Source organism: Lysobacter capsici, assembly GCF_018732085.1.
Taxonomy (GTDB): Bacteria; Pseudomonadota; Gammaproteobacteria; order Xanthomonadales; family Xanthomonadaceae; genus Lysobacter; species Lysobacter capsici_A.
Window position 1 is genome coordinate 5382443 of record NZ_CP076103.1, and the last position, 25208, is coordinate 5407650.

Sequence of the window (25208 nt, forward strand, 5' to 3'; positions counted from 1 at the left end):
CGCAGCGACAACAGGCGAACGTGGGGCCGATGATCTTAAACCGAACATGCCAACCTCCTGGGTAGCGCACGGCATCCGGCCGTACGGCGGAGTCGACAGGCTGGCAAGGCCGGCGCGATCGGCGCACGTGCCGGACGGCCCGGCGGCCTCGCCCAAACCATGACCCGACGCGCAGAAGTGAGAGATGGCTTCGGCGCCGATGCTCCATGCACGACAGTCAACCACTCCTCGCCAGCATCGAAGTCTTTTGTGGGAGGGGCTTCAGCCCCGACGCTTTCCGATCACAGGCTTCGAAACTCCGACTCGACCGGAACGAAGCGCGTCGGGGCTGAAGCCCCCTCCCACAACAGATGCCGAAGCATTCGTTTCGATGGGCCGAGTCGCGCCGCCACAAGCCGCGACGCGACCACCCGGATCGGACTAATCCGCGAACGCCAGTCCTATGGCCATATGCTCGCTACTCATCGCCAGCATCGAAGTCTTTTGTGGGAGGGGCCTCAGCCCCGACGCTTTCCGATCACAGGCTTCGAAACTACGACTCGATCGGAGCGAAGCGCGTCGGGGCTGAAGCCCCTCCCACAACAGATGCCGAAGCATTCGTTTCGATGGGCCGAGTCGCGCCGCCACAAGCCGCGGCGCGACCACCCGGATCGGACTAATTCGCGAACGGCCGATCGATCGCCAGCGATGGCGCGGTGAACCAGGCCGCGCCGTCTTCGGTGACGTAGAAATGATCCTCCAGACGAACGCCGAAACGATCGGGCACCACGATCATCGGCTCGTTCGAGCAGCAGTTGCCGCTCTCCAGGCCGCGCGTATTTCCGCGCACCAGATACGGCGCTTCATGCACGCTCATGCCACAACCGTGACCGGTGCGATGCGGCAGGCTGGGCAGTCGGTAATCGGGCCCGAGGCTGCCGCGTTCGAGCACCTCGCGCGCGGCGCGATCGACCGCCTCGCCGCTGACGCCGGGACGCACCGCGGCGAACGCGGCCTGTTGCGCGGCCAGCTCCAGATCCCAGATTCGCGACTGCTGCGCGTCGGCGCGTCCGCAGATGTAGGTGCGGGTGATGTCGGACTGATAGCCATGCACCGCGCAGCCGGTGTCGATCAGCACCAGCTCGCCTTCGCGCAAGGTCTGTTCGCCGGGAATGCCGTGCGGATACGCGGTGGCCTGGCCGAACTGCACTATGCAGAAGGTCGAGCCATTGTCGGCGCCGAACGCGCGATGCGCTTCGTCGATGAAACGACGCAGTTGGGTGGTGGTCACGCCGGCCTCGGCCAAGCCCGCGGCGAGGCGATGGACCTGCAGGGTCATCGCGGTCGCCTGCTTCATCAACGCCAGTTCGGCCGGCGTCTTGCGTGCGCGGCAGCCATCGACGATGACGCCGGCATCGCTGAGGTCCAGCGTGGGCGAAGCCGCGCGCAACCCGGTGAAGATCGCGAACGCCGCCGCCGGGTCCAGCGCCAGCCGGCTCGCGCCGCGGCTGCGCAGGCCGTCGACGACCAGCGCGTATGGGTCTTCGTGTTCCTCCCAGTAGCGCGGCTGCGCCGGGATCTTCAACTCATGCGCGAGCGAGCCGGCTTCGAACCCCGGGCAGATCAGCAACGGATCGCCGTCCAGGGTCAGCAGCATCGCGATCAGTCGCTCGCTCGCGCCCCAGGTGATGCCGGTGAAATAGCGCAGCGAGGTGCCCGCGCCGATCAGCAATGCATCGCGGCCGTGCGCGCGCAGCAGCGCGCGCGCGCGTTCGATGCGTTGCTGGTATTCGTCCTCGCCGATCGCCGGCGCGCGCTGCGTCCATGGGCCAAGTTGCGCGCGCGCCTGCTCCAGGCTCAGGCCGCCGATCTGCGATGCGCCGCGATTCATGCCGATGCTCCGATGTCGTGGGTTCGCCATTGTCCGTCGACACAACGCGCGACCCCGCCAGGATTACGATCGCGCAGTTCCGGCGGCAGCAACGCGTCGTCGATCTGATCGTAGCAATGCAGCGCGGCGAAGCGCCGGATCGCGGCCGGCAGGCCGACCGAGGTGAAGCCCGGATGGCCGGTGCTCGGATACGGTCCGCCGTGATTCATTGCCGCGCTGACCGCGACCCCGGTCGGCATGCGGTTGCCGATCAGTCGTCCCACGCGCGGCCGTAGTCGCGCGGCCAATGCGGCTTGCACGTAGGCGTCGTCGCCCGAGGCGTAGATCGTCGCGGTCAGATTGCCTTCCAGGTTTTGCGCAATCGAGAGCATGTCGTAGTAATCGTCGCGCGTGCGCACGATCAGGCTCGCCGGCCCGAACGCCTCGCCACGCAGGCGCGCGTCGGCGACGAAGGCCGCCGCGTCGACCGACCACAGCGCCGGTTGCACGCGATACCCTGCGTCGGCCGCCTCGGCGCCACCGCCGATCAGGTCCGCGCCGGCCTCCCGCCATTGCGCCAGCGATTCGCGAAAGTGATCCACCACGCCTTGCGAGAACAGCACGCCGGCCGGCGCCTGCGCGAACAAGGCCGCGGCCGCCTCGACGAAGGCGTCGCCGAGTTCGCCGCGCGCGACCACCACCACGCCGGGATTGGTGCAGAACTGCCCGGCGCCCATCGTGCACGACGCGAAGAACTCCTGCGCCAGCGCCGCGCCGCGTTCGCGCAAGGCGCCGGGCAGCACGAACACCGGGTTGATGCTCGACAGTTCCAGATACACCGGCACGCCGGCCGCATCGGCCGCTGCTTTCAACGCCAAGCCGGCGCGGCGGCTGCCGGTGAACGCCAACGCACCCAGGCGCGCGTCGCCGGCCAGTCGCAGGCCCAGTTCGGGCGGCAGGTGATAGAGCACCTGCAGCGCCGCGGCCGGCAAACCCGCTTCGATCAACGCGCGATGCGCGAGTTCGGCCAAGCGCCGGCTGGTCGCCGGATGCGAGGGATGGACCTTGGCGATCACCGGGTTGCGCGCCGCGATCGCCGACGCGAAATCGCTGCCGGCCACCGCGTTGAAGGCGAACGGGAAATTGTTCGGCCCGAACACCAGCACCGGTTTGTGCAGCGGCGCCAGAAGGCTGCGCAGACCGGCGGCAGTATCGATCGTCGGCTGGGTCCAGGACCGCTCGCGCGCCGCACGCGCGGCCTGGCGCAACTGCCCGGTGGTGCGCGGCAGTTCGACCTTGGCTAGGCGCGGCTCGTTAGGCAGCGCGGTCTCCAGATGCGCGAGCGCGACCAGATCGGCCGCGTCGTGCTCGATCGCCAGCGCATACGCATCGAGGAAATCGGCGATTCTTTGCGGATCGCAGGCGGCCAGTTCGTCGGCGACCGCCGCGGCCGCGGCCAGCGCGGCCTCGACATCGCCCGCGCCCGACACCGGAAACGTCGGCCCGACCGCTTCGCCGTTGCCCGGATCGAAGGCACGGAAGTCGCCGCCGGCATCGCGCGATGCCTGCCAGCGGCCGTCGATCAATACCGGCGCGCGCGCGCTCATCTCAGCGCCCCGCGTTCGGATGCACGGCGATCGCGTGTTCGATCACCGCCAGCGCCGCCGCGCGCTCGGCGCCGTCGAGCACCATGCGCGGCGCGCGCACGCGCTCGCTGCCCAGGCCGACGCGCTCTTGCACCAGCTTGATCAGCTGCACGAACTTCGGCACGGTGTCCAGGCGCAGCAGCGGCAGGAACCACGCGTACAGTTCCGCCGCCGCAGGCGCGCCGCCGTCGCGGGCGAGTTCGAACAAGCGCACCGATTCCTTCGGATACGCGTTGACCAGGCCGGCGATCCAGCCGGTCGCGCCCATCGCCACGCCTTCGACGATCGCATCGTCCATGCCGACCAACAGATCGAGGCGATCGGCGAGCAAGGCGCGGATCGCCGCGAACCGGCGCACGTCGGCCGAGGATTCCTTCACCGCCTGCAGATTGGCGTGCTGCGCGGCGAGTTCGGCGATCTGCTCGGGTACGAAGTCGGTCTTGTAGGCCACCGGGTTGTTGTAGAGCATGCACGGCAGATCGGTGGCGGCGATCACCGCGCTCACGTGCGCCTTCATCTCGCGCCAGTCGGTCGAGTAGACGTAGGGCGGCAGCACCATCAGGCCGGCGCAGCCGATCGCCTGTGCTTCGCGCGCCAGCCGCACCGCTTCGTCGGTCGACAAGGCGGCGATGCCCGGAATCACCGGCGCGCGGCCGTCCAGTGCCTTGACCAGGGTGCGCAGGATCGCGAGCTTGTCGTCGAAGCTCAGCGTCGCCGCTTCGCCGAGCGAGCCCAGCGGCACGATGCCGACGCAGCCGGCGTCGATCAGGGTGTTGGCGTGGCGAGCGAGAAACTCGTGATCGATCGAACCGTCGGCGTTGAACGGCGTGGTGATCGCGGGGATGACGCCGCGCCAGAAAGTTGCGTTGGCCATGGAGTTGGTTCCTTGTGTTCGGGACTGAAGTGAAGGCGTTCGGAAAGGCGAAGCTGGGACAGGGCTAAGGCTATTTTTGCGCGATCGATTGGTTCTCGGACGATTCGCGTTCGGAAGAAAAAGTCCCGGCCAGACTGGCCAACCGGGTGGGGAAGACCGGCGGTCGCGCGCCCTGCGCGGACGCGGCCGGTGTCGGGGGAACGGGATTGGGATTGGGCGCATTCGAAACGGCGAGCGTGCTGTCGAACACCCGCAGCTCGGCCAGCGCCGCGCCGCAGATGCGGCCCTGGCAACTGCCCATGCCGCAGCGGGTCGCGAGCTTGGCCGCGCGCCAGTCGGCTTGACCTTGCAGTTGCGACAGGCTCACGTCCTCGCAGCGGCAGACCACGGTCTGCGGGGTCGCGGCGAGGTGGACTTGTTTGCGCAGGGCGAAGTGGCGCGGCAGCAGTTCGGCGAAGGCGCGGGCGTGATCGCGACGCGCGCGCAGCGCTTCGGCTTCTTTATCGGCGCCCGCGGCGAAGCAGCCGGCCATCGCGCCCTCGATCCGGGCGGTGTCGACACCGCCGATGCCGCAGGCTTCGCCGGCCGCATACACATCGGCCACGCTGGTCATCAGGCGCGTATCCACGCGCACATGCGGGTGCGGGTCCTGCATAGTCAGTTCGCAGCCAAGCTTCTGCGCCAGTTCGGTATTCGCAACCAACCCATACCCGACGGCCACGTGATCGCAGGCGATACGCTCGACGCCGCGCGCACTTTCGATCTCGACCTCGGTCACGCGCTCATCGCCCGATGCAGCACGCACCCAGGTGCCGCTGCGATACGGCACGCCGGCCAGACGCGTACGCAGCCCGGCGGCTTGTATCAGCTTGGACGGCCAGCGCCACAGCTGCATCGCGAAGCCGCGCAATTGCGCCGCCGGCGCTTGTTCGCAGATCGCCAGCACCTGCGCGCCATGCGCCTGCAGCGTCGCCGCCGCGGCCAGCAACAGCGGACCGCTGCCGGCGACCAGCACGCGCTTGCCGGCGATCGGCCAGCCTTGCTTGACCAACGCCTGCAATGCGCCGGCGCCGGTCACGCCCGGCAAGGTCCAGCCCGGAAACGGCAGCAGCAGTTCGCGCGCGCCGGTCGCCAGCACCAAGGCGCGGTAACGCAGTTCCATCGCCGTGCCGGCGTGCTCGATCAGTACGTGCCCGGGCCGCGCCGCGACCACCTGCGCTTGTTGCAGGCATCGGATATCGGGTCGCGCCGACACTTCGGCGAAGGCCGCACGCGCCGTCGCGACCGCAGGCTTGCGCAGATCCTGCCGCCACACTTGCCCGCCCGCGCGCGGCTGCATGTCGACCAGCACCACCTTCGCGCCGTGCGATGCGGCCGCGCATGCCGCGGCCAGCCCGGCCGGACCGGCGCCGATCACCAGCACGTCGCAGTGCTCAGTCATCGCACCGCACCTGCATGCCCTCGCGCGCGACGGTCAGGCAGGCGCGCTGGTGCGCGGCGCCGTCGATCGTCACCCTACATTCGAAACACACGCCCATGCCGCACAAGGGCGCGCGCGGCTGGCCCGAACGCGAGCGGCGAAACCGCGGTGCGACTTCGCTGCTGGTGGCGATCGCCGCGGCGACGCTGGCCCCGGCCGGCACTTCGACCGCGACGCCGTCGATATGCAGATGCACGCTCGGCTCGCTCATTGCAGCGCACGCGAAGGCAGGAACGGCATCGGATCGATCGCCGGCGCTCGGCCGAGCACCTGGTCGATCAGCAACTGCGCGGTACCCAGCGCGGTGGTCACGCCCAGGCCCTCGTGGCCAGCGGCGACCCAGGTGTGCGCGCGATCGGCGACCGCGCCGATATACGGCCGGCCGTCGAAGCTGGTCGGGCGGAATCCCGTCCACACCCGCAGCGCCTGTAATTCGCGCAGCATCGGCAGGAACGCGAATGCGCGTTCGAGCATGCGCCGCAGCATCGCCGGCGATACGTCGCGATCGTCGACGCCGAACTCGCGCGAGGACCCGATCAGGATCTGCCCGGTCGGACGCGGTTGCACATTGAACGCGACACTGCTGTCGGCATCGCCATGCGCGCTGTCGGCGTAACCCAGTTCCAGCAATTGGTGATGCACGCGCCCCGGGTAACGCTCGGTGATGACCAGATGGCCCTTGCGCGAACGCATCGGCAATTGCGGCAGCAACTCGGGCACGGCGCAACCGGTCGCGACCAGCACCGGGCCGATCAGCGTGGAGCCGTCGTCCAGGCGCACGCCGTCGGCGCTCAACGCGACCGCGCGCCGACCCAGCACACAGCTCGCACCGCCGGCGCGCGCCAGGCCGAGCAGGTGCAGCGCGACCCGCGGCGGATACACCACCGCTTCGTCGGCCACCAGCATGCCGCCGCACAGGCCGGCGACCAACGCAGGCTCCAGGCGATACAACTCATCGGCATCGATCCGTCGCGCGACCACGCCGGCCGCGGCCAGTCGTGCGATCTTCGCCGGAACGCCGGCGAACTCGCTCGCTTCGCGCGCCACCCACAAGGTGCCGCAGCGGCTGAATTCGGCCTCGGGCAAGCTCGCGAAACGTTCCCACAAGCCCAGCGAATAACGCGACAGCGCCAGTTCGGCCGGATCGTCGTCCATCGCCACCAGATGCCCCATCGCCGCCGCGGTCGCACCGCCGCCGACCGCGCCGGATTCGACCACGGCCACGCGCAGCCCTTCGCGCACGGCGAGTTCGGCGCAGGCGGTGCCGACAATGCCGGCGCCGATCACGATGAGGTCGAAGGCCGCCATCGCTCAGCGCGCCACCACGCCCCAGGCGAAGGGATCGTTGTCGTCGATCAGCAACTGCGCGCGCGCGGTGATGTAGGCGCTGCCGGTGATGGTCGGCAGCACGCCGTGTTCGCTCACGCGATAACGGCCTTCGAACACGCTGCCGAGCACGCTTTCCTGTCGCCACACCGCGCCCGGCGCGAGTTTGCCGTCGGCGGCCAGGCACGCCAGCTTGGCGCTGGTGCCGGTGCCGCAGGGCGAGCGGTCGTAGGCCAGGCCCGGGCACAGCACGAAGTTGCGCCCGTCGACACCGGGCGTGAGTGAGGCGGTTTCCAGTTCGATGTGATCGATTTGCGCGCCGTCGGCGCCGGTGATGCCGGCCGCCACCAGGGCGTGGCGGATCGCTTCGGCGTACGCGGTCAATTCGCGTTGCGTGGCCAGCGAAATCTCGCGCGAGGTCTTGGCGATATAGAACCAGTTGCCGCCCCAAGCGACATCGCCGCTGACTTCGCCGTAGCCCTCGACCTGCACGCTGACGTTGGCGGCATGGCGCCGGCTTTCGACGTTGTCGATCGACACGCGCCCGTCCGCGTGCAGTTCCGCGCCGACCGTGCCGACCGGCGTTTCGATCCGGTGCCGCCCCGGCGCGATCCGTCCCAGATGCTGCAAGCTGCGCACCAGCCCGATCGTGCCGTGCCCGCACATGCCCAGGTAACCGACGTTGTTGAAGAAGATCACCCCGGCGCAGGCGTCGGCCGCCTGCGCCGGCAACAGCAGCGCGCCGACCACCGTGTCCGAGCCGCGCGGCTCGCAGGCGATCGCGCTGCGCCAATGATCGAACTGGTCGCGGAAGCGTTCGCGCTGTTGCGCCAGGCTGCCGGCGCCCAGATCGGGGAATCCGGAGATCACCACGCGGGTGGGTTCGCCGCCGGTGTGCGAGTCGATGATGTCGAGGCTGTGCATGCGTCCATGCTCGCGGCCGGGGCCGGACGCGGTCTAGCGCAGCTTGCCGGCGCCGGATGCGGAATTCGGCATAATCGATCCACCGCCGGTCCGGCCCTCTCCCGCCACCATGCCCTCGCCCACCGCCAGCCTCAACGACGCATCCGTCCGGATCGACGCCGGACTGATGCAGACCCTGTGCGACGCGTTGCCGGACGTGGTGTTCTTCGTCAAGGACGCCGCCGGCCGCTACACCCACGCCAACCTGACCCTGGTGCGGCGCCTGGGCCTGAAGCGGCGCGAGGACGTGATCGGGCGCGCGGTCACCGACGTGTTTCCCGCGCGTCTGGGTGGGCGCTATGCCTTGCAGGACCGGCGCGTGCTCGCCGGCGACATCATCGAGAACCAGCTGGAAGTGCATCTGTATCCGAACCGGCAGCCGGGCTGGTGCCTGACCGGCAAACGGCCGCTGCCCTTGTCCGACGGCGGCTGCGGACTGGTCGGCCTGTCGCGCGACCTGGGTGCGCCCGACGGACGCGATCCCACCTACGAACGCCTGCGCCGGGTCACCGAACACATGCAGCAGCATTACGCCGGGCCGCTGCGCGTCACCGCGCTGGCGCAACTGGCGAACCTGTCGGTGGCGCAGTTGGAGCGGCATTTCCAACGCGTGTTCCAGCTGACTCCGCAGCAGGGTTTGACCAAGCTGCGGATCGAGGCGGCGATGCATCATCTGCGCGGCGACGCCAGCATCGCCCAGGTCGGATTGGCCTGCGGTTTTTCCGATCAAAGCGCGTTCGCGCGGCAGTTCAAGGCGACGGTGGGGATGGCGCCGCGCGATTATCGGGCGTTGCGGGGCGATCTGGATCGCGAGGACTGATAAGGACGGCGCGCGCATCGAGCGGTTCGAATCGAGCCGATCGATTGCGACTTCGGCATCGAATACTTCGCGGCGATCTGAGCGAAGAGCGTCGGGGCTGAAAGCCCCTCCCACAAAAGATTGCGTCGCTACGAGGTTTCTTGTGGGAGGAGCTTGAGCCCCGGCGCTGTTCGCTCAGACTCGGTTGGACCAGCCTGTTTCAATCCCACAAGGTTCACTCACTCACGCAGCCGCCCGCTGTCCTCGAACGCACCCACCACCGCATCGCTCAAGCGCCGCGCGAGCGTTCCATCCGGGTCCAGGTCCGGATCGAAGATCGTCAGTTCCATGCCGATCGCCTTGGGGCTGGCCAGCAACGAGGCCAGCAGCGCGCGCAGTTGTTCGAAGTCGAGCCCATCGGGGTTAGGCGAATCCACCGCCGGCATCACCCGCTCGGCGAGTACGTCGGCATCGACATGGATCCAGTAGCCCTGCGTCGGCATCGCTTCCAGGCGGGTCCGCGCGCGCTGGCCGGCCTGGCGCGCGCCGTCGCGACGGATCGTGTCGGCGTCGATGCTGTGAATCCCCGAGCGCTCGAAGCTTTCGAATTCGTAATCGCGCCGATCCTCGTCGGTGACGACCAAGCCCAGATGCACCACATTCTCGCCGCGGAAATACGGCGATTGCCCGCGCATGTCCGACAGCGCCATCGGTCCGTGGCCGGTGGCCAATCCCAGGTCGAGTCCGGCCGCGGTGAAATAGCCCTGATAACGTCGACGATCGCGCACGAACGAGAAATCGTCGTGCGCATCGACGAAGGCCAATCCGTAGCGGCCGCGTTGCTTCAAGGCCAGACCGCTGCCCAGCAGCACGCTGCAATCGCCGCCGAGCACCAGCACGAACTGCCCGCGCTGCAACCAAGGCGAAAGACGATCGGCGAGGGTCTGACTGTATTCGGCGATCGCCGCACCGTTGCGGAAACCGGTCGCGTGATCGGGCTCGGGCGAATACGCCGGCGCCGCGACCCGGCCGCCATCGTGCGCGCGCAGACGCGGCAGCAGACCGGTTGCGCGCAGCGCGTCGGGCATGCGCCGCACACCGGGCTCCGCGCCGGGCCGAGGCGGGCGCAGGCCGAGATTGCTCGGCGCATCGATAAGCACGAGGGTCGATGGGGTCGGCATGGGGGTCTCGGGTTCGGGTCGAGCAGGCCCGGTAGATGCGTCCACGGGCGCATCCAAGGCTGCGCAAGCACAGGCGGCGAGCGCCGCGCATAACAGCCAGGCACCGAACAGCGACCGTTCGCGGATGGAGCGCATGCCGATAACCTTTAAATGGTTTTTCAAAGGTTATTGATTCGAACCAAAACCTGTCAATTCGTTTTTGACAGTTACCGACCGACGGTCGCGGCGATCCGGCTGCCGCGCGCCACCGGCAAAGCCGGCGCAGTGCGGTAGCATTTCCGCCGATCCGCGCCGCCCGGCGCCACCCAGGAAGATCGATGGCAATCGCACTGAATCGGCGCGCCGCGCCACGGCTCGGACCGGCGCTGGCTGGGTTGGGTCTGCTCGTGGCCGCCGCCGCGCTGATACCGGCGCACAGCGCAGCGCTCGAACCGGTGCTGCAGGCGCCGGTCGAAGCGCGCGTGCCGTGGGCGCCGGCCGCGGTCGCGGCCACCGACGGCGCCGGCCACCTCGCCTACGAACTGCACCTGAGCAACTTCTACCGCGACACCGGCGTGCTGCGGCTCAAGCGTCTGACCGTGTACGCCGACGACGGCGACACCCCGCTCGCGGATTTTCAGGGCGAAGCCCTGCAGCGCATCGCTATTCCGCGCGCGCCCGAGGGCGCCAAGCCCGAGGACGGCGTCGCGATCGGCGGCGGCCTGCGCGGCGAGGCGTTCGTCTGGCTGACCCTGCCGGCCGGACGCCCTGCGCCGACGAGCCTGCGCCACCGCATCGAATTCGAAACCACGAAAGGTGCGAAACTGTGGGTCGACGGCGCGCGGGTCGCGCTCGCCACCGCCGCGCCGGTCGTCCTCGGCCCGCCCTTGCGCGGCGGCCAATGGCTCGCCTACGAAGGCCCGTCGAATTCGCAATCGCATCACTGGGGCAGCCTGGTCGCGGCCAATGGCGAGGTCACCATCCCGCAGCGCTATGCGCTCGATCTGATCGGCCTGGATGCGCACGGCCATGCCATTCGCGAGGGCGCCGGCGAGCCGCGCAAGACCAAGCATGCCGACTGGATCGGTTACGGTGCCGACGTGCTGGCCGTCGCCGACGGTATCGTGCGCGTCGCGCGCGACGGCGAGGGCGAACATGCGCCGCTGTCGCCGCAATCCGAACCGTCCGCGCTGAGCGCCGACACGCTGTACGGCAACTACGTAATCCTGGAGATCGCGCCGCAGACCTACGTGCATTACGCGCACCTGCAACGCGGCAGCGTGGCGGTGAAGACCGGCGAACGCGTGCGCCGCGGCCAGAGCCTGGGCCGGCTCGGCCAGTCCGGCAATACCGGCGGGCCGCATCTGCATCTGCACGTGTCGAATGCGCCGACCTTCGAGCAGTCCGAAGGCCTGCCGTTCGTGTTCGACGCTTTCAGCTACTCCGGTACGCGGTCGATCGATCAGGTGCTCGATTCGACCTCGGCGTTCGACGCTAGGCCGCAAGCGCGGCAGGCGCAGATGCCGCTGGACAATGCGGTGATCGGGTTCGACCTCAAGCCCTGAATGGTAACCGCCTTTGTGGGAGGGCCTTCAGGCCCGATGCCTTTCGCTCAGGTCGCAATGTCTGAGCGGACAGCGTCGGGGCTAAAGCCCCTCCCACGAGACCTCGCTCCACCCAAAATCCCCTCGCAACGATGTCGAGCGACTGACCTCAGTAACGATCGTTCAAGGCGAAGATCGGCTTGCGGTCCTTCCACTTGCCGTTGGTGAAGTCCGGGAACTCCAGGGTCTTGTGTTCGGCGATCGACTGTTCCGACAGCGGCGTGATCGCGCTCCAGGCGATCGCGTCATAGATGTCGATCGGCATCGGTGCATCGGCCTTGAGCGCCTCGACGAAGGCATGGATGACGAAGAAGTCCATGCCGCCGTGACCGGCATCGGCGGCGGCGCTGGCGAAGCGCTGCCACAGCGGGTGATCGTACTTGGCGAACCAGTCGTCGGCCTTGTCCCACTTGTGCGGCTGGCTCTTGCCTTCGATATGGATCGAATCGTTGACGTCCATCCACAGGCCGTCGGTGCCCTGCACGCGGAACCCCAGCGAATACGGCCGCGGCAGCGAGGTGTCGTGCTGCAGCACGATGGTCTCGCCGTTTTCGCACAGCAGCTGAGTGGTGACCATATCGCCGAGTTTGAACTTGACCTTCGCGTTCGGATGCTCCGGCCCGGCCTTCTTGACGATGTAATCGTGCAGGCCGCGCGGCTTGCTCGAGAACGCGCTCAGATGGGTGAAACGGTTGCCGCGATGGATGTCGATCGCCATCGCGCACGGGCCGATGCCATGGCTCGGATACAGATCGCCGTCGCGCTTGACCGAATGCTCGGTGCGCCAACGCGCTTCCGACCACGCCTTCGGGCCGAACTCCACGCCGCTGCCGTAGGGCTGGTCGGGATTGCCGCTGTTGAACTTGACCCCGCGCAGATCGTGCTGGTAGCCGCCCTGCAGATGCACGATCTCGCCGAACAGGCCTTGCCGCACCATGTTGAGCGCGGCCAGCACGTCGCGGCGATAGCACACGTTTTCCAGGAGCATGTACGGCGTGCCGGTGCTCTGCTGGGCGCGCAGCACCTGCCAATGATCGTCGAGGGTGAGGCCGGCGACCACCTCGCAACCCACCGCGACCTTCGCCTGCATCGCCGCGATCGCCTGCGCGGCGTGGAATTCCCACGGCGTGGCGATGATCACCGCGTCCAGCCCGCCCTTGGCCAGCATCGCGCGGTAAGCGTCGAGGTCGCCGTCGGCGCCGTAGGTCGCGGGCTTGGCCTTGCCGGCCTTGGCGATCATCGCCAGCGAACGATCGAGCATGATCGGCTCGACATCGCACAACGCAGTCACTTCCACGTCCTCGCGGCGCAGCAGCTCGGTCAGATGGACCTGGCCGCGCATGCCCACGCCGATCAGGCCGATCCGCAGCTTCGAACGGGTGCGCGCGAACGCCGGAGTGAACGCGCTGCTGGCCAGCAGCGTGCTCGCGGTCGCGGAGGTGGCGAGAAAATCGCGTCGGTTCATGCAGATGCCTCGATCGGTGCGGTGGAGTGAAGGCCGGAGGATTCAAGTACGGTGGGCGAGGCGAAGTGTCTGGCGGACGATGGCTTCGATCCGGATCTTTCGATCTGCCCTCGTCCGCGCGCGTTTACTGTCGAATGTATTTACCCGGTTTCCGAATTAGCCTCAGGCCGCACAATGCATAAATACAAGCCTGTTTGCTAGTCTTTGATCGCAATACGAAAGATGATTTTTTTGGCTTCGCCGAAACGAAAGATGTGACGCCGCCCGGCTTGTGTGCTCAAGCCGGGCGCGCACGATCAGCGCCCCGGATCGACGCCTGACTGATGGCCGATGCGGTTGCTGGCGGCCGAACTTACCCTGGAGCACCGCGATGAATGGAGCAGTCCGATGAACGACGCGCTGCGCGAGCTCGCGCAACAGTGGCTGCACCCCGGCACCAAGGGCCTGGCCCTGCAGCGGCCGCTACGCCAAGACACGCTCGGCGAATTGGGCCTCAACGTGCTCGACGGACTGCTGTCCTATCCGGTCGCGGTGCTGCGGCAATCCACGCTGGATCACAACATCGCCTGGATGCGCGACTTCGCCGAACGCGCCGATGCGTTGCTCGCGCCGCACGGCAAGACCACGATGAGCCCGCAGTTGTTCCAGGCCCAACTCGACGCCGGCGCCTGGGCGATCACCCTGGCGACGATCCCGCAACTGCGCGTGGCCCATCGCTTCGGCGTCAAGCGGGTGCTGCTAGCCAACCAGCCGGTGGCGATCGCCGACATCGAAAGCCTGGCCGCGCTGCTGCGCGACGAGGCCGATTTCCAGGCCTGGGTGCTGGTCGATTCCAGCCCCGGCGTGCAGCGCTTGAATCAGGTGATGCAGCACGTCGCGCCGCAGCGGCGCCTGCCGGTGCTGATCGAACTCGGCGCCGAGGGCGGACGCGCCGGTGTGCGTGGCCTCGATGCCGCGACGCAGCTCGCGCGCGAGGTGCATGCGGCTTCGCATCTGTCGCTGGCCGGGATCGAAGGCTACGAAGGCCTATGGGTCGGCGGCGATCGCGATGCCGACCTGCAACGCGTGCAATCGTTGTTGAGCCGGATGGTCGCACTGACCCGACGCTGCGATGCCGAACACTTGTTCGACGGCGACGAGATCCTGATCAGTGCCGGCGGCTCGGCCTATTTCGATTTCGTCGCCGATGCGTTCAACACCGTGGGCGATACCTCGCGTCCGCTGCGCCGGGTACTGCGCTCGGGCTGCTATCTGACCTCGGACCACGGTTTCTACCATGGCTTGCAGCAGGAAATGCGCACCCGCCACGACGCCAGTTTCCGCCACGGCCTGCAACCTGCGCTGGAGGTATGGGCGATGGTGCAGTCGCGCCCCGAACCCGGGCTGGCGCTGCTGACCCTGGGCAAGCGCGACGCGTCCTACGACATCGACCTGCCGCGTCCGCTGAGCTGGCATCGCCCCGGGCACGCGGCGCCACGTCCGATGCGCGATGCGCGCATCGTCAAGATGAACGACCAACACGCCTATCTGGAACTGCCGGCCGAGCATCCGCTGCAGGTCGGCGACCTGGTCGGCACCGGCATCTCGCATCCATGCACCACCTTCGACAAGTGGCCGCTGATGCTGCTGACCGACGACGGTTATCGCGTCACCGGGGCGATCAATACGTTGTTCTGAACAACAACGTGCCGTGTCCGACGACCGTATCGCGGTGATCGGCGACGCACTCGCCGGCCTGCGTTCATCCGAATGCAAGATCGGCGAAACGGCATCGACCGATCGGGTCTACCAGACCGCGCCCGACGTGCTCACACCGGCTCGCCGCTGAGGCGGCATCCTCGCGATGCGCAGCGGCGCGAGCCTGCGCATCGATGAGGTGTGCGTTGCATGGGCGGCCTGTCGTTACACGAGGCGCGGCCCGACCGCCTCAGTCGTTGGGTCGGTGCGCGTAGCTGATCGCGCGAGTGACTTGCCAGCGCTCGCCGACGCGATGCCAGACCAGGATGAATTCGCCGCGCCCGGCGCAGGTGGTTTCGCCGGTCGCGCAGAAGCGGTGTTCGCCGATTTCCATCGCGCCGAAATCCTTGATCGGGTACACCCGCAAGGTCCCCGGAATCAACTCGCGGCGGAATTTTCCGCATACGTTCTTGCGCACGTTGACCAGCATTTCCTCGCGCGTCCAGGTGACGCCGCCGTTGTCGTGATAGAACTCGACCTTCTCGTCGTACAGCGCGCGATGGCGCTCGAACTGGGCCGGATCGTCGCAGTGATTGAACGAATCGAACATCTGCGTGTCCAGCGCGGCGACGGTGTCGTACAGGGCGCCGCCTTTTGCGGGGTCGCCTTTGGTGGCCTCGCTATCGGGCGCGGCGGACTTGGCCGTTTCGACCGAGGCCGTGGGGCTGGCGACCGCCTTTGCCGGCGGCGCGGCGAGCGCGGAACCGGCGATGCCGGCGCAGAGCATCGCGGTCAGGGCCGCGGCTGGAACGAGTCGGTTCATCACGGGATCTCGGGTGGTGGATCGGCGCACCTTACGGCCGGCGCGAGGCGCGCGCCTGTGCCATTCGACACCACGTGACAGGTCACTTTCTTGGGCTGGACCTTGGCTTGGCTTTGGCTTGGCCTTGGCGTTGGCTCGATGATTGAAGCCGCGCAGTTCATCCAGCGCTGCGAAGCCACCAACTCGCGTTAGCAACAGCACACCCGGAGGGCGGCGCACAGGGATGTGCGCCGTGCGCCACCGGGACAGGATGTCCCGTGTGGCGCATGCCCGCGTCTGCTCCGCACTTGCGGGCTCTTGATTCACAACAAAGCGTTTTTCTTTGGTTACCTTTCTTTTGTCGCTTTTGACAAAAGAAAGTAACTCGGCCGCTTGCGGACGAAAGCCTTTGATCTTGCCTCTGGCTTAAAAAGCTCTAGAGCTTCAAAGCTCTAAAATCTTTAGAAGCTTCCAGCAGGATCAAAAGCTTCCGCCGCTGAAGCGGCGGGTCACTTTCTTTTGTCTAAAGCAACAAAAGAAAGGTAACCAAAGAAAAATGCTTTGTTGTGAATCAAGTGCCCGCAAGTGCGGAGCCGACGCGGGCACGCGCCACACGGGACATCCATGTCCCGGTGGCGCGCGACGCGCATCCATGCGCGTCGCCCTCCGGGTGTGCTGTTGTTCTCGCGAGTTACAAGCGTCGCAGCGCTGGATGGACTGCGCGGCTTCAAGCCCAAGCCGGGGCTACATGGCCTACCTGTAGGAGCGGCGCAAGCCGCGACCGCGGGAATGCGGCTACGGCGCAGGTTACGAGGTTGTCGTCATGGCGCGGACGCGGCTTGCGCCGCTCCTACAGGCGGCCGATTGGAAAAACGATGCGAACTGCCAGATCGTTCGATGGGATGACGGACATCTTCGCAATTGAAGCGAAAGCCGCCGGATCACGATGGGCAACGAAGAAACGGATGCGAAGGACATGCCTGCCTCCGCTGCGATGCAGGCGCATTCCCACATGCATCAACGCGTCGGTTCCCGCCCGCTCTGGGTGGATACCACGCTCGCATCGTTGCGGGCAACGTCGTCGCTGATCACACGCGGTCCGTCGACGCCCGGCAACGCCGTCATGCCGGCCGCGGGCAAAACCTCCACTGCCGCCGCATCAACCACCGACTCGCCCTCCTCGAGCATCGCTTTGCGCACCTCGGCGAGCATCGGCAGGATGTTGTAGAACGAATTGGCGACCGACTTGCGCCCCAAGGCGCTGTAGCGGTCGCCCTGGGTCAGCGCGAACCAGGTCGCCGCGTGCAGCGCGTGGATGGCGCGGCGGGTCTGCGGACTGCCCGCGGGGGTGGGGTCGAGGCTCATCTTGCGCTCCTGGGTGGCCGCTGAAGTCGCGGAGTACAGACTAACCGCACGCCAGATCAGATCCTGCGACTGGCTGTGCCGGTACGCACGAAAACGCGCATCGGGGCCGATCCATGATCGCGGCGGCGCTGCGTGTCATCGCCTGCGAACGCGCAATGGGAGTCTGCAGACCCGGCGGCGCAGGTGGCGCCGCGTTGCGCACAAGGATGCGAGCGTCATGAGCGATCTGATCGACCAGGCCCAGTTGTTCGAGGCCATCAACCTGGCCCAGTCCCTGCAGGCGCGCCGGCAGGCCGCGGACACGCTGGTGCGGCCGGCGCCGGCCGGCTACTGCCTCAGCCAGACCTGCCTGGAGCCGTTCGACGGCGAACCCGAGCGGCTGTATTGCGGCCCGGCCTGCGCGCAATCGCATCACCAGCAGATGCAGCGCGACCGGCACCGGCCGCGGCGCGGTTGAGCGCCGCGGCAAATACGTCGCTACGCCGGGCGAGTAGCATGGAGGCATGGTCAAACATGCCGGTTCGGTGTTTTCCGTCGATGTGACCGGTCTGCAGGCGCAGGCCGGGCAGCCGGCGTACGCGCGGATCTGCGAACGCATCCGCGGCGCGATCGTCAGCGGCGCGCTGCCGCCGAACGCGCGCCTGCCGTCGAGCCGCACCCTCGCCCAGGACCTCGGCGTGGCCCGCAACACCGTCGACTGGGCGCTGGATCAACTGGTGGCCGACGGCTACATCGTGCGCCGCCGCGGCGCCGGCAGTTTCGTCGCCGCGCAGCTGCCCGAACGCGACGTGATGCCGCTCGCGCGCGCGATGAAAACGCAGGCCGACGCCACGCCGCGCCGCCTGTCGCAACGCGCGAACGCGTTGCGCGCGTATCCGGGCCACTACGCCTCCGCGTCGGCGCAGGCGTTCACGCCGTCGCTGCCACCGATCGATCTGTTTCCGCGCGACGTATGGAATCGCCTGCTGCTGCGCGAAGCCGGCAAGGCTGGCGGCGAGTACTGGGAATACGGCGCGAGCAACGGCCTGCCGGCGCTGCGCAGCGCGATCGCCGCGCACGCGTCGGCGATGCGCGCGGTGCGTTGTTCGCCCGAGCAGGTGATCGTGGTCACCAGCACCCAGCAGGCGGTGGAACTGGCCGGCAAGGTGGTCGCCGATCCGGGCGATCGCGCCTGGTGCGAAACGCCGGGGTATCAGCCGGTGCAGCACTGCCTGCGCGCGGTCGGCGTGGAGGTGGTGACGGTGCCGGTCGACGAACACGGACTGGATGTCGCGGTCGGCGTGGCGCGCGCGCCCGATGCGCGCCTGGCCTATGTCACGCCCGCGCATCAGTACCCGCTGGGCTGCGAGATGTCGCTGCCGCGGCGCGAGGCCTTGCTCGCGTGGGCGCGGCAGTACGACGCCTATGTGATCGAGGACGACTACGACGGCGACTACCGCTATCAAGGCCGCCCGATCGCCTCGCTGCAGGGCCTGGACGATGCCGGCCGGGTGATCTATGTCGGCAGCTTCAACAAGATCCTGTTTCCGGGGCTGCGCATCGCTTATGCGATCGTGCCCGAACCCCTGGTCGCCGCCTTCGTCGACGCCAAGCACACCGCCGACGGCCACACCGCGCTGCTGACGCAGGGCGTGCTCGCCGCGTTCATCCACGAAGGCCATCTCGCCCGTCATCTGCGCAAGACCCGGACGATCTACGACGAGCGACGCCTAGCGTTTCTCCAACAGGCGCGCGCGCTGGACGACGTGCTGGCCTTCGGGCCGGCCATCGCCGGCATGCACGTTGCGGCGTGGTTCAAGGGTGCGATGCAAATTGACGACCGCGCCGTCGCCGAGGCCTGCGCGCGCGAAGGCATCGTGGTGCATCCGCTGTCGAAATACGGCCGCTGCGAACAGCCGCCGCACCCACACGGCGGACTGGTGTTCGGCTTCGCCGGCGCGACGCCGGCGCGGACGCGTTCGGGACTGCAGACAGTGCGGCGCGCGATCGACGCGGCCCGCGCCTGAGCCGAGGAACGCGCGATCAGATCGCGATGTCGTGCGCCGACGCCTGCTGCACCGTCACCCGATCGCGGCCGCCGGCCTTGCTCGCATACAGCGCGGCGTCGGCGCGTTCGAGCAACTGATCGAAACTTTCGCCCGGGCGCAGCTCGGCCACGCCCAGGCTCAGGCTCAGCGGCAGAACCCGGCCGTTGATGCTCGGCGGATTGGCGCTGATGGTGCGGCGCAGATGCTCGGCCACCACCAGGCCCTGCTCCAGGCGCGTGCCCGGCAGGCCGACCAGGATTTCGTCGCCGCCGTAGCGGCCGCACAGGTCGGTCGCGCGCAGCCGGTTGCGGGTGCGTTCGGCGACCGTGCGCAGCGCTTCGTCGCCGGCGCTGTGGCCGTGTTCGTCGTTGATGCGCTTGAAGTGGTCGATGTCGAAGAACACCACGGTCAACGGCCGCGAGGCGCGATGCGCTTCGATGATCGCCTGGCGCATGCCTTCCTCGATCGCCGCGCGGGTCATCACGCTGGTCAGGCGGTCGTAGGTGGCGCGGTGCTTGGCGCTGTCGTGATCGCGGCGCAGCTGCTGCAGCTTCGCCGCCAGGCCGAGCAGCAGGCCCAGGCCGCCGAGCACCAGCCCGACCGGGTAGGCGTATTCGAGCCAGCCGTACGACGGCCACCAGCGCTGATACGCGCCGACCAGCACGATCAACACCGCCATCAGCGGCGTCCACGCCAGCATCAGGAAGTAGGCTTCGCGCTGGCGCCGGCCGATCGCCACCGCGCTGGCGTAGACGATCGCGCCGATCACCACCAGCAGCACCACGTTGCCGAACGAGGCGCTGGCCCGCCAGGTGTGGATCATCGACACCAGCAACAGGCCGCCGAGCAGCCAGCTGCACAGGTTGAGCAGCTTCGCCACCGGCGCCTGGGTCGCGCGCAGGTCGAGGAAGAACATCAGGAAGCGCACGCTGGCCAGTACCGCGGCGGTGTTCAGCACGACGTTGGTGCGCCGGTCCGGCATGATGTCGCCGAGCCACGGAATCATCCGCGTCTCGCCGCCCTCCACCGCCAGGTTCAGGGTCTGCACCACCAGGGTTAGGCACAGGTAGGCGTAGCCGCGCTCCTTCAGGCCGATCCAGAAACCGAACGCGAGCAGCGCGATCACCCCGAGCGCGGTCAGCACCACGCTGCGCAGGGCGATGTGGCTCATGTCCTGGCGATGCACCGCGTCCAGCGGCATCACCAGCAGGGTCGAGGCGGTGACGTCGGCGGCCGCGGCGCGCAGGTAGATCACCTCGCCCTTGTGCAGGCCGCCTTCGAGCGGAAACACCAGGAACCGCGAGGAGTGACGGAAGTCCGCGGCCTTGCCGTGGATCGAGCGGCGCACCGGCGAGGTCGCGCCCACGCGCCAGATGCCGACGAACTTGCGGTAGGGCTGGGTCAGCACCAGTTGCGGCGCGTTGTCGCCGGGCACGTCCTGGGTGGAGACCAGCCGCCACCAATGCCAGTTGCGATCGAGCACGGCGATCTCGTTGCCCTGCACCGGCACGAAGCGCGCGTCGTAGTCGCCGGCCAGCACGCGCGCGGGCGGCGGATCGGTCGACGGCTCCAGGCGCGACAGGGCGAACGGCTGCGCCGATGCCACCGCCGCGGCCGTCAGACCGAGCAGGATCAGCGCGAGCTGCCAGATGGAGCGCCAGAACCGGTGCATTGCCTTGCGAACACTTCCCCCTAAACCCCGCCGAGCATAGCCCAGGCACCCTCGCCCAGACCTTGCGCCACGGCCCGGCTCGGAGCCAGGACTGCGACCGGGATTGCAATCGCGGGCACCGGTCGCGCCGGTTCGCGGCCGCTCAGCGGCGGTAGCGCGCCGCGGTCAGCCCGTCCAGGCTGATCTGCGGCGCGCGGCCGGAAATCAGGTCGGCCATCACCCGCCCGGTGCCGGCCGCCATCGTCCAGCCCAGGGTGCCGTGACCGGTGGCGAGGTACAGATTCGAATACGGCGTCTCGCCGAGCACCGGCGTGCCGTCGGGCGTCATCGGCCGCAGCCCGCTCCAGAATTCGACGCGGCAAGTATCGCCGCCGTGCGGGAACAGATCGGTCAACACATGCAGCAGGGTGTTGCGCCGCGCGTCGTGCAGGCGGCCGTCGTAACCGGCCAGTTCGGCGGTGCCGCCGACCCGGATGCGATCGCCCAGGCGGGTCACCGCCACCTTGTGGGTTTCGTCCATGATCGTCGATTCGGGCGCGTGCGCCGGATCGGCGATCGGCACGGTGATCGAATAACCCTTGACCGGATACACCGGGATGCGGATGCCGATCGGCGCGAGCAGCAACGGCGAATAACTGCCCAAGGCCAGCAGGCAGGCATCGGCCTGCAGCACGCCGGCATCGGTCTGCACGCCGGTCATCTTCTCGCCCTGAGTCTGCAACGCCTGGATGTTCACGCCGAAACGAAACTCCACGCCCAGCGCTTGCGCCATGCGCGCCAGAGTCTGGGTGAACTTGAAGCAGTCGCCGGTCTCGTCAAAGGGCAGCCGCAGCGCGCCGACGAACTTGTGCCTGACCTGCGCCAGCGCCGGCTCGTAGCGGACGTAGTCGTCGCGCCCGAGCAGTTCGAAGGCGACGCCGTGCTCGCGCAGGATCTCGATGTCCTTGCCGCTGTCGTCGAGCTGCTTGTGGGTGCGGAACAATTGCAGCGTGCCCTGCTGGCGATCGTCGTAGCCGATGCCGGTGTCGGCGCGCAGCTCGCGCAGGCAATCGCGGCTGTACTCGGCCAGCCGCACCATGCGCGCCTTGTTGACGCGGTAACGCGCTTGGGTGCAGTTGCGCAGCATGGCCATGCACCAGCCCAGCATCGCCGGGTCGAGCAGGTTGCCGATCACCAGCGGGCGGTGCCGCATCGCCAGCCATTTGATCGCCTTCAGCGGCACGCCCGGCCCGGCCCACGGTGCGGCGTAGCCCGGCGACACCTCGCCGGCGTTGGCGAAACTGGTTTCCATCGCCGGCGCCGCCTGGCGATCGACGACGGTGACCCGATGGCCGGCCCTGGCCAGGTAGTACGCGGCGGTGGTTCCGATCACGCCGCTGCCCAGAACTAGAACCTTGATGGCCGTCTCCCGCTCGTGCCTGGATCGTGGCACGCGTGCCGCCGTTGAAGGAGCCGCGATCGTAGCAGTTGGCTTTATCGCCCGGCGTTGTCGCCGTTACCGACTCGCGCGACGCCGCAGCATCCACAGCGCCGCCAGCGCCAGCCCCGCACTCAGAAACCGCAGCGAGTTGCCGATCCAGCCGGTCGCCGCGGTGTCGGACACCGCGAACACGGTCCACGCCGCGTTCAACGATACGTGCAGCACCCAGCCGCTCCAGATCGTCTCGCCGTCGAGCGCATCGAGCGCGGCGAACACCAGCGCACCGACGAAGGTGATCGCGAAAAATCTGCAAGGCCATGCCGCCGTCGGCGCCGGCCGACCACCCATGCACCAGCCCGAACACCAGCGCCTGGACCAGATACGCCGCCGGCCGCCGCCACGCCAACGCGCGGCGCACAAACACGAAACCGAAACCGCGGAACACGATTTCTTCGAGCAACGGAAACAACACCGCGAGCATCAACAGATCCAGCGGCGACCATTCGCTCGACACATGGCCCATCCAGGCCAGGCCGATCCAGCACGGCAAGGTCGCCAGCGCGGTCAGCGCCGGGCCTTTCCATCCGTTCCAGCGCAGCCCCAGGTCGCGCGGCAGTTCGGCCCGGCGACGACTCAACCCCATCGCCGCGGCCACCACGATCGCCACCGCCAGCACGTTGTCGAGGATCGAGCCGCCGTAGGCGAACGGCAGGCCCGGAATCTTCAATCCCAGCGCGGCGGCGATGTCGCGGAACTGCAGGGCGACCACCAGCGCCACGACGGCGACGAGGCTGGCGGCGAAGGTTCGCGAAGGACGCGCTGGATTCATGCGATCGATGCTCCGTTCCCTGAGTCGGCCGGAGCATAGACCGGCGCGCGAGGCCCGAAACAGTGACGATAGGCGGGGTATCGAGCGGCCGTTGCCCAATGAGCCGATCGGGCGCTCGATCGGCCGCTTACGGGCGAGCGCCGCCTCGCATCGGCTCGCGAAACCTCAACGGCCGATACGTCGGGGCGGAAGAGGGCTCATCGCGACAGGGATCATGGCGTCCGACTCGTCTTGCCGGCGCGCTCAGCCGAGTTCCTGGGCGAGTCCGATCAGCAGTCCTTCCGGCCCGCGGATGTAGCACAGCCGATACACGTTTTTATAGTCGACCACCTCGCCGACGAGCTGCGCGCCCCGCGCGCGGAGCTTTTCGAGCGTCTGGTCCAGATCGTCCACGGCGAACATCACGCGCAGGTAGCCCAACGCGTTGACCGGCGCGTTGCGATGGTCTTCCACCACCGTCGGCCGCAGAAAGCGCGACAGCTCGAGCCGGCTGTGACCGTCCGGCGTGCGCATCATCGCGACCTCGACATGCTGATCGCCCAGCCCGGTCACACGCCCGGCCCATTCGCCTTCGATCGAGCCCCGCCCTTCGAGCTCCAGGCCGAGTTCGCGAAAGAAATCGATCGTCGCCTCGAGGTCCTCGACGACGATGCCTACGTTGTCCATCCGCTTGAGCGCCATGTTTCCAGTCTCCCAGGTGTCGTTCGGCCTGACCACGGGCTCGGCGCCCGCAACACCTGTGGATGATGCCATGTGGATCCGCGCCCAGACCCAGGCTCGCTTCGCGAAGCGATTGCACGACCGACCTGCCGCCGGCCCGCGAGGACCGGCGGCCGTCGGGCTTGCATCGCACAACGACACCCGCGATGCATCACCCCATGCCGGCGACCGATCGCCGCAACCCGGGCGATTCGGCCGCGGCATGTTCAGCGTTTCACGGCGCCGCGCAGCACAGGCAGTTCTTGCCGTCCGGGGTCAGATCGCCGCCCGGGATGCCGCAGCGCGAGCGGCAGGCGATCGTCTGGCAGCGCGCCTTGAGGCCGTCGCCGCTGGACAGATCGTTGGCGAACACCTGGAAACATCCGAATCCCATGGCGGTCGAGAACAGCGTGGCGATCAGTACGTTACGAATACGGGTATTGCGCTTCATCGTCTTTCTCCCTGATGTTCCGCTCCGCCCTTCCAGGACCGACGCGAACGCGATGGTTCGGGCCGGTGGCGGCCCTGCAATCCGGAGCGGCGCGACCGCCTGTGTCCGGCAACGGGTCGTCCCGACCCGTGAAGCGCCCTGCCTTTCAGGGCGACTCCTTGTTCGCGACCCGCGCGGCGGCGCCGCCGGATCGTTCGGGCTCGTCTAGCGCCGCCAGCACCGCGCGCAGATCCGCCGCTTCGTCGATCACGCCCATGCGCGCGTAGCGCACGCGCCCGTCCGCGCCGATCACCAGCAGCAGCGGCACGCTGTGTGCGCGGAACAGCATCGCGGTGCGCACCTCGGTGTTGGCGATGATCGGAAAATCCAGCGCATGCGCGCGTGCGTAGGCGCCCGCATCGGCGGCGCTCGCGCTGGCCACGCCGATCATCTGCGCACGGCCCTTCGACGCCGCCGGCACCTGCGCGGCGATCGCCTTGACCATCGGCAGCGAAGCCAGGCAATGCGGGCAGGTGGTGCTGAAGAAGTACAACACCTGGTAATCCGCGCGCGGCTCGCCGAGCACGACCGCACCGCCGTCCAGCGCGGTCAGCGCCACCTTCGGCACGTACATGCCGACGAAGGGATCGTTGACCCGCTCGACCAGTCCGCGCCGCTCCTGGCGCAGCTCGCGCAACTGCCAGGCGAGCACCATCACCAGCGCGCAGGCCAGCACCAGGCCCAGGGTCAATACGAGCGACACACCGCGCGCGGGCCTGGACGCAGTCGCCGAGTCGGCGCTGGCACGGCGAACCACCGCGGGAATTTGCCGCGGTCCGGAAGGTGGCGAACTCATGACCCCGCCCGCCGCGCGCCGAGGCCACCGCCCGGATGTGGCGCATGCGCGACGCACGAGGCGATCGCGCGACACCGCGTGCGCGCGAAGAAATTCGATGAAGCCGATAAACCCGCGGCACCCGATGCACGATCGGGTCCGCGATACACGAACCTGGTCAACGCGACCCTCCTTGGCAGATGGCGCCCCCGCGCCGCACGCGGCCGCCGTGTCCCCAGCGCCGCGCCTGAGCCAGGACTATGCCGCAGCCAGCGCCGAGGCACGT

Annotated in this window: 23 protein-coding genes and 1 pseudogene; 6 read left to right on the forward strand and 18 right to left on the reverse strand. The window is 68.3% G+C overall.

Going from position 1 to position 25208, the window contains the following annotated elements; translation table 11 throughout:
* Positions 1-655: 655 nt before the first annotated feature.
* The 7 genes from KME82_RS22420 to KME82_RS22450 form a co-directional block, all read right to left on the reverse strand.
* Positions 656-1870: a M24 family metallopeptidase gene (locus tag KME82_RS22420; protein WP_215495977.1), complete on the reverse strand. Its 1215-nt coding sequence runs from the start codon at positions 1868-1870 to the stop codon at positions 656-658.
* Positions 1867-3456 (reverse strand): aldehyde dehydrogenase family protein, encoded by a 1590-nt coding sequence (locus tag KME82_RS22425; RefSeq protein ID WP_215495978.1) that lies wholly within the window; start codon positions 3454-3456, stop codon positions 1867-1869. Before KME82_RS22425 ends, KME82_RS22420 begins: the two co-directional genes overlap by 4 nt.
* A gap of 1 nt (position 3457) precedes the next feature.
* Positions 3458-4369 (reverse strand): dihydrodipicolinate synthase family protein, encoded by a 912-nt coding sequence (locus tag KME82_RS22430; protein ID WP_215495979.1) that lies wholly within the window; start codon positions 4367-4369, stop codon positions 3458-3460.
* 70 nt (positions 4370-4439) lie between these two features.
* Positions 4440-5810 (reverse strand): NAD(P)/FAD-dependent oxidoreductase, encoded by a 1371-nt coding sequence (locus tag KME82_RS22435; RefSeq protein WP_215495980.1) that lies wholly within the window; start codon positions 5808-5810, stop codon positions 4440-4442.
* Positions 5803-6060, reverse strand: coding sequence for a 2Fe-2S iron-sulfur cluster-binding protein (locus KME82_RS22440; RefSeq protein WP_215495981.1), 258 nt, complete (start codon positions 6058-6060; stop codon positions 5803-5805). Before KME82_RS22440 ends, KME82_RS22435 begins: the two co-directional genes overlap by 8 nt.
* The gene (locus KME82_RS22445) at positions 6057-7157 is read right to left on the reverse strand and encodes an NAD(P)/FAD-dependent oxidoreductase (RefSeq protein ID WP_215495982.1); all 1101 of its coding nucleotides are present in this window, start codon (positions 7155-7157) and stop codon (positions 6057-6059) included. Before KME82_RS22445 ends, KME82_RS22440 begins: the two co-directional genes overlap by 4 nt.
* Before the next feature lie 3 nt (positions 7158-7160).
* Entirely contained in the window at positions 7161-8099 is a 939-nt protein-coding gene (locus tag KME82_RS22450) for a 4-hydroxyproline epimerase (RefSeq protein WP_215495983.1), read from the reverse strand.
* A 109-nt stretch (positions 8100-8208) separates the two neighbouring features.
* Between KME82_RS22450 and KME82_RS22455 the strand changes: the two genes are divergently transcribed.
* A complete protein-coding gene (locus tag KME82_RS22455; RefSeq protein WP_430538755.1) occupies positions 8209-8958 on the forward strand; it encodes a helix-turn-helix domain-containing protein in 750 nt (249 codons plus the stop codon).
* A gap of 218 nt (positions 8959-9176) precedes the next feature.
* On the opposite strand, the gene KME82_RS22460 is transcribed toward KME82_RS22455, so the two are convergent.
* Positions 9177-10118: an arginase family protein gene (locus KME82_RS22460; RefSeq protein ID WP_215495984.1), complete on the reverse strand. Its 942-nt coding sequence runs from the start codon at positions 10116-10118 to the stop codon at positions 9177-9179.
* A gap of 317 nt (positions 10119-10435) precedes the next feature.
* Here KME82_RS22460 and KME82_RS22465 point away from each other — a divergent pair, with 317 nt between their 5' ends.
* Positions 10436-11662, forward strand: coding sequence for a M23 family metallopeptidase (locus tag KME82_RS22465; RefSeq protein ID WP_215495985.1), 1227 nt, complete (start codon positions 10436-10438; stop codon positions 11660-11662).
* Positions 11663-11810: 148 nt separating this feature from the next.
* Here KME82_RS22465 and KME82_RS22470 read toward each other — a convergent pair whose 3' ends face one another.
* Positions 11811-13166, reverse strand: a complete 1356-nt coding sequence (locus KME82_RS22470) for a Gfo/Idh/MocA family protein (RefSeq protein WP_215495986.1) — start codon at positions 13164-13166, stop codon at positions 11811-11813.
* Positions 13167-13553: 387 nt separating this feature from the next.
* Here KME82_RS22470 and KME82_RS22475 point away from each other — a divergent pair, with 387 nt between their 5' ends.
* Complete coding sequence (locus KME82_RS22475; RefSeq protein ID WP_215495987.1) at positions 13554-14843, forward strand: amino acid deaminase; 1290 nt, start codon at positions 13554-13556, stop codon at positions 14841-14843.
* Between the two features lie 13 nt (positions 14844-14856).
* Positions 14857-14994, forward strand: a complete 138-nt coding sequence (locus tag KME82_RS22480; RefSeq protein ID WP_215495988.1) for a hypothetical protein — start codon at positions 14857-14859, stop codon at positions 14992-14994.
* Between the two features lie 99 nt (positions 14995-15093).
* Here KME82_RS22480 and KME82_RS22485 read toward each other — a convergent pair whose 3' ends face one another.
* Together KME82_RS22485 and KME82_RS22490 are read right to left on the reverse strand one after the other, a co-directional pair.
* Positions 15094-15666, reverse strand: a complete 573-nt coding sequence (locus tag KME82_RS22485) for a nuclear transport factor 2 family protein (RefSeq protein ID WP_252255473.1) — start codon at positions 15664-15666, stop codon at positions 15094-15096.
* A 996-nt stretch (positions 15667-16662) separates the two neighbouring features.
* Entirely contained in the window at positions 16663-17010 is a 348-nt protein-coding gene (locus KME82_RS22490; protein WP_215495989.1) for a hypothetical protein, read from the reverse strand.
* A gap of 217 nt (positions 17011-17227) precedes the next feature.
* Between KME82_RS22490 and KME82_RS22495 the strand changes: the two genes are divergently transcribed.
* Both KME82_RS22495 and KME82_RS22500 read left to right on the forward strand, forming a co-directional pair.
* Complete coding sequence (locus KME82_RS22495) at positions 17228-17467, forward strand: hypothetical protein (RefSeq protein ID WP_215495990.1); 240 nt, start codon at positions 17228-17230, stop codon at positions 17465-17467.
* 46 nt (positions 17468-17513) lie between these two features.
* The gene (locus tag KME82_RS22500) at positions 17514-19016 is read left to right on the forward strand and encodes a PLP-dependent aminotransferase family protein (RefSeq protein ID WP_215495991.1); all 1503 of its coding nucleotides are present in this window, start codon (positions 17514-17516) and stop codon (positions 19014-19016) included.
* Positions 19017-19032: 16 nt separating this feature from the next.
* On the opposite strand, the gene KME82_RS22505 is transcribed toward KME82_RS22500, so the two are convergent.
* From KME82_RS22505 to KME82_RS22530, 7 genes and pseudogenes are all read right to left on the reverse strand, one after another.
* The gene (locus KME82_RS22505; protein ID WP_215495992.1) at positions 19033-20709 is read right to left on the reverse strand and encodes a sensor domain-containing diguanylate cyclase; all 1677 of its coding nucleotides are present in this window, start codon (positions 20707-20709) and stop codon (positions 19033-19035) included.
* 142 nt (positions 20710-20851) lie between these two features.
* Positions 20852-22108: a D-amino acid dehydrogenase gene (locus tag KME82_RS22510; protein WP_215499176.1), complete on the reverse strand. Its 1257-nt coding sequence runs from the start codon at positions 22106-22108 to the stop codon at positions 20852-20854.
* A 96-nt stretch (positions 22109-22204) separates the two neighbouring features.
* On the reverse strand, positions 22205-22477 hold the full coding sequence (locus KME82_RS26710; protein ID WP_252255475.1) for a hypothetical protein: 273 nt from the start codon (positions 22475-22477) through the stop codon (positions 22205-22207).
* Positions 22478-22526: 49 nt separating this feature from the next.
* A pseudogene (locus tag KME82_RS26885) lies at positions 22527-22958 on the reverse strand (CPBP family intramembrane glutamate endopeptidase); the annotation flags it as partial.
* Positions 22959-23201: 243 nt separating this feature from the next.
* A complete protein-coding gene (locus KME82_RS22520) occupies positions 23202-23639 on the reverse strand; it encodes a VOC family protein (RefSeq protein ID WP_215495993.1) in 438 nt (145 codons plus the stop codon).
* Between the two features lie 253 nt (positions 23640-23892).
* Entirely contained in the window at positions 23893-24108 is a 216-nt protein-coding gene (locus KME82_RS22525; RefSeq protein ID WP_215495994.1) for a hypothetical protein, read from the reverse strand.
* A gap of 145 nt (positions 24109-24253) precedes the next feature.
* Complete coding sequence (locus KME82_RS22530; RefSeq protein ID WP_215495995.1) at positions 24254-24850, reverse strand: TlpA family protein disulfide reductase; 597 nt, start codon at positions 24848-24850, stop codon at positions 24254-24256.
* Between the last annotated feature and the right edge of the window lie 358 nt (positions 24851-25208).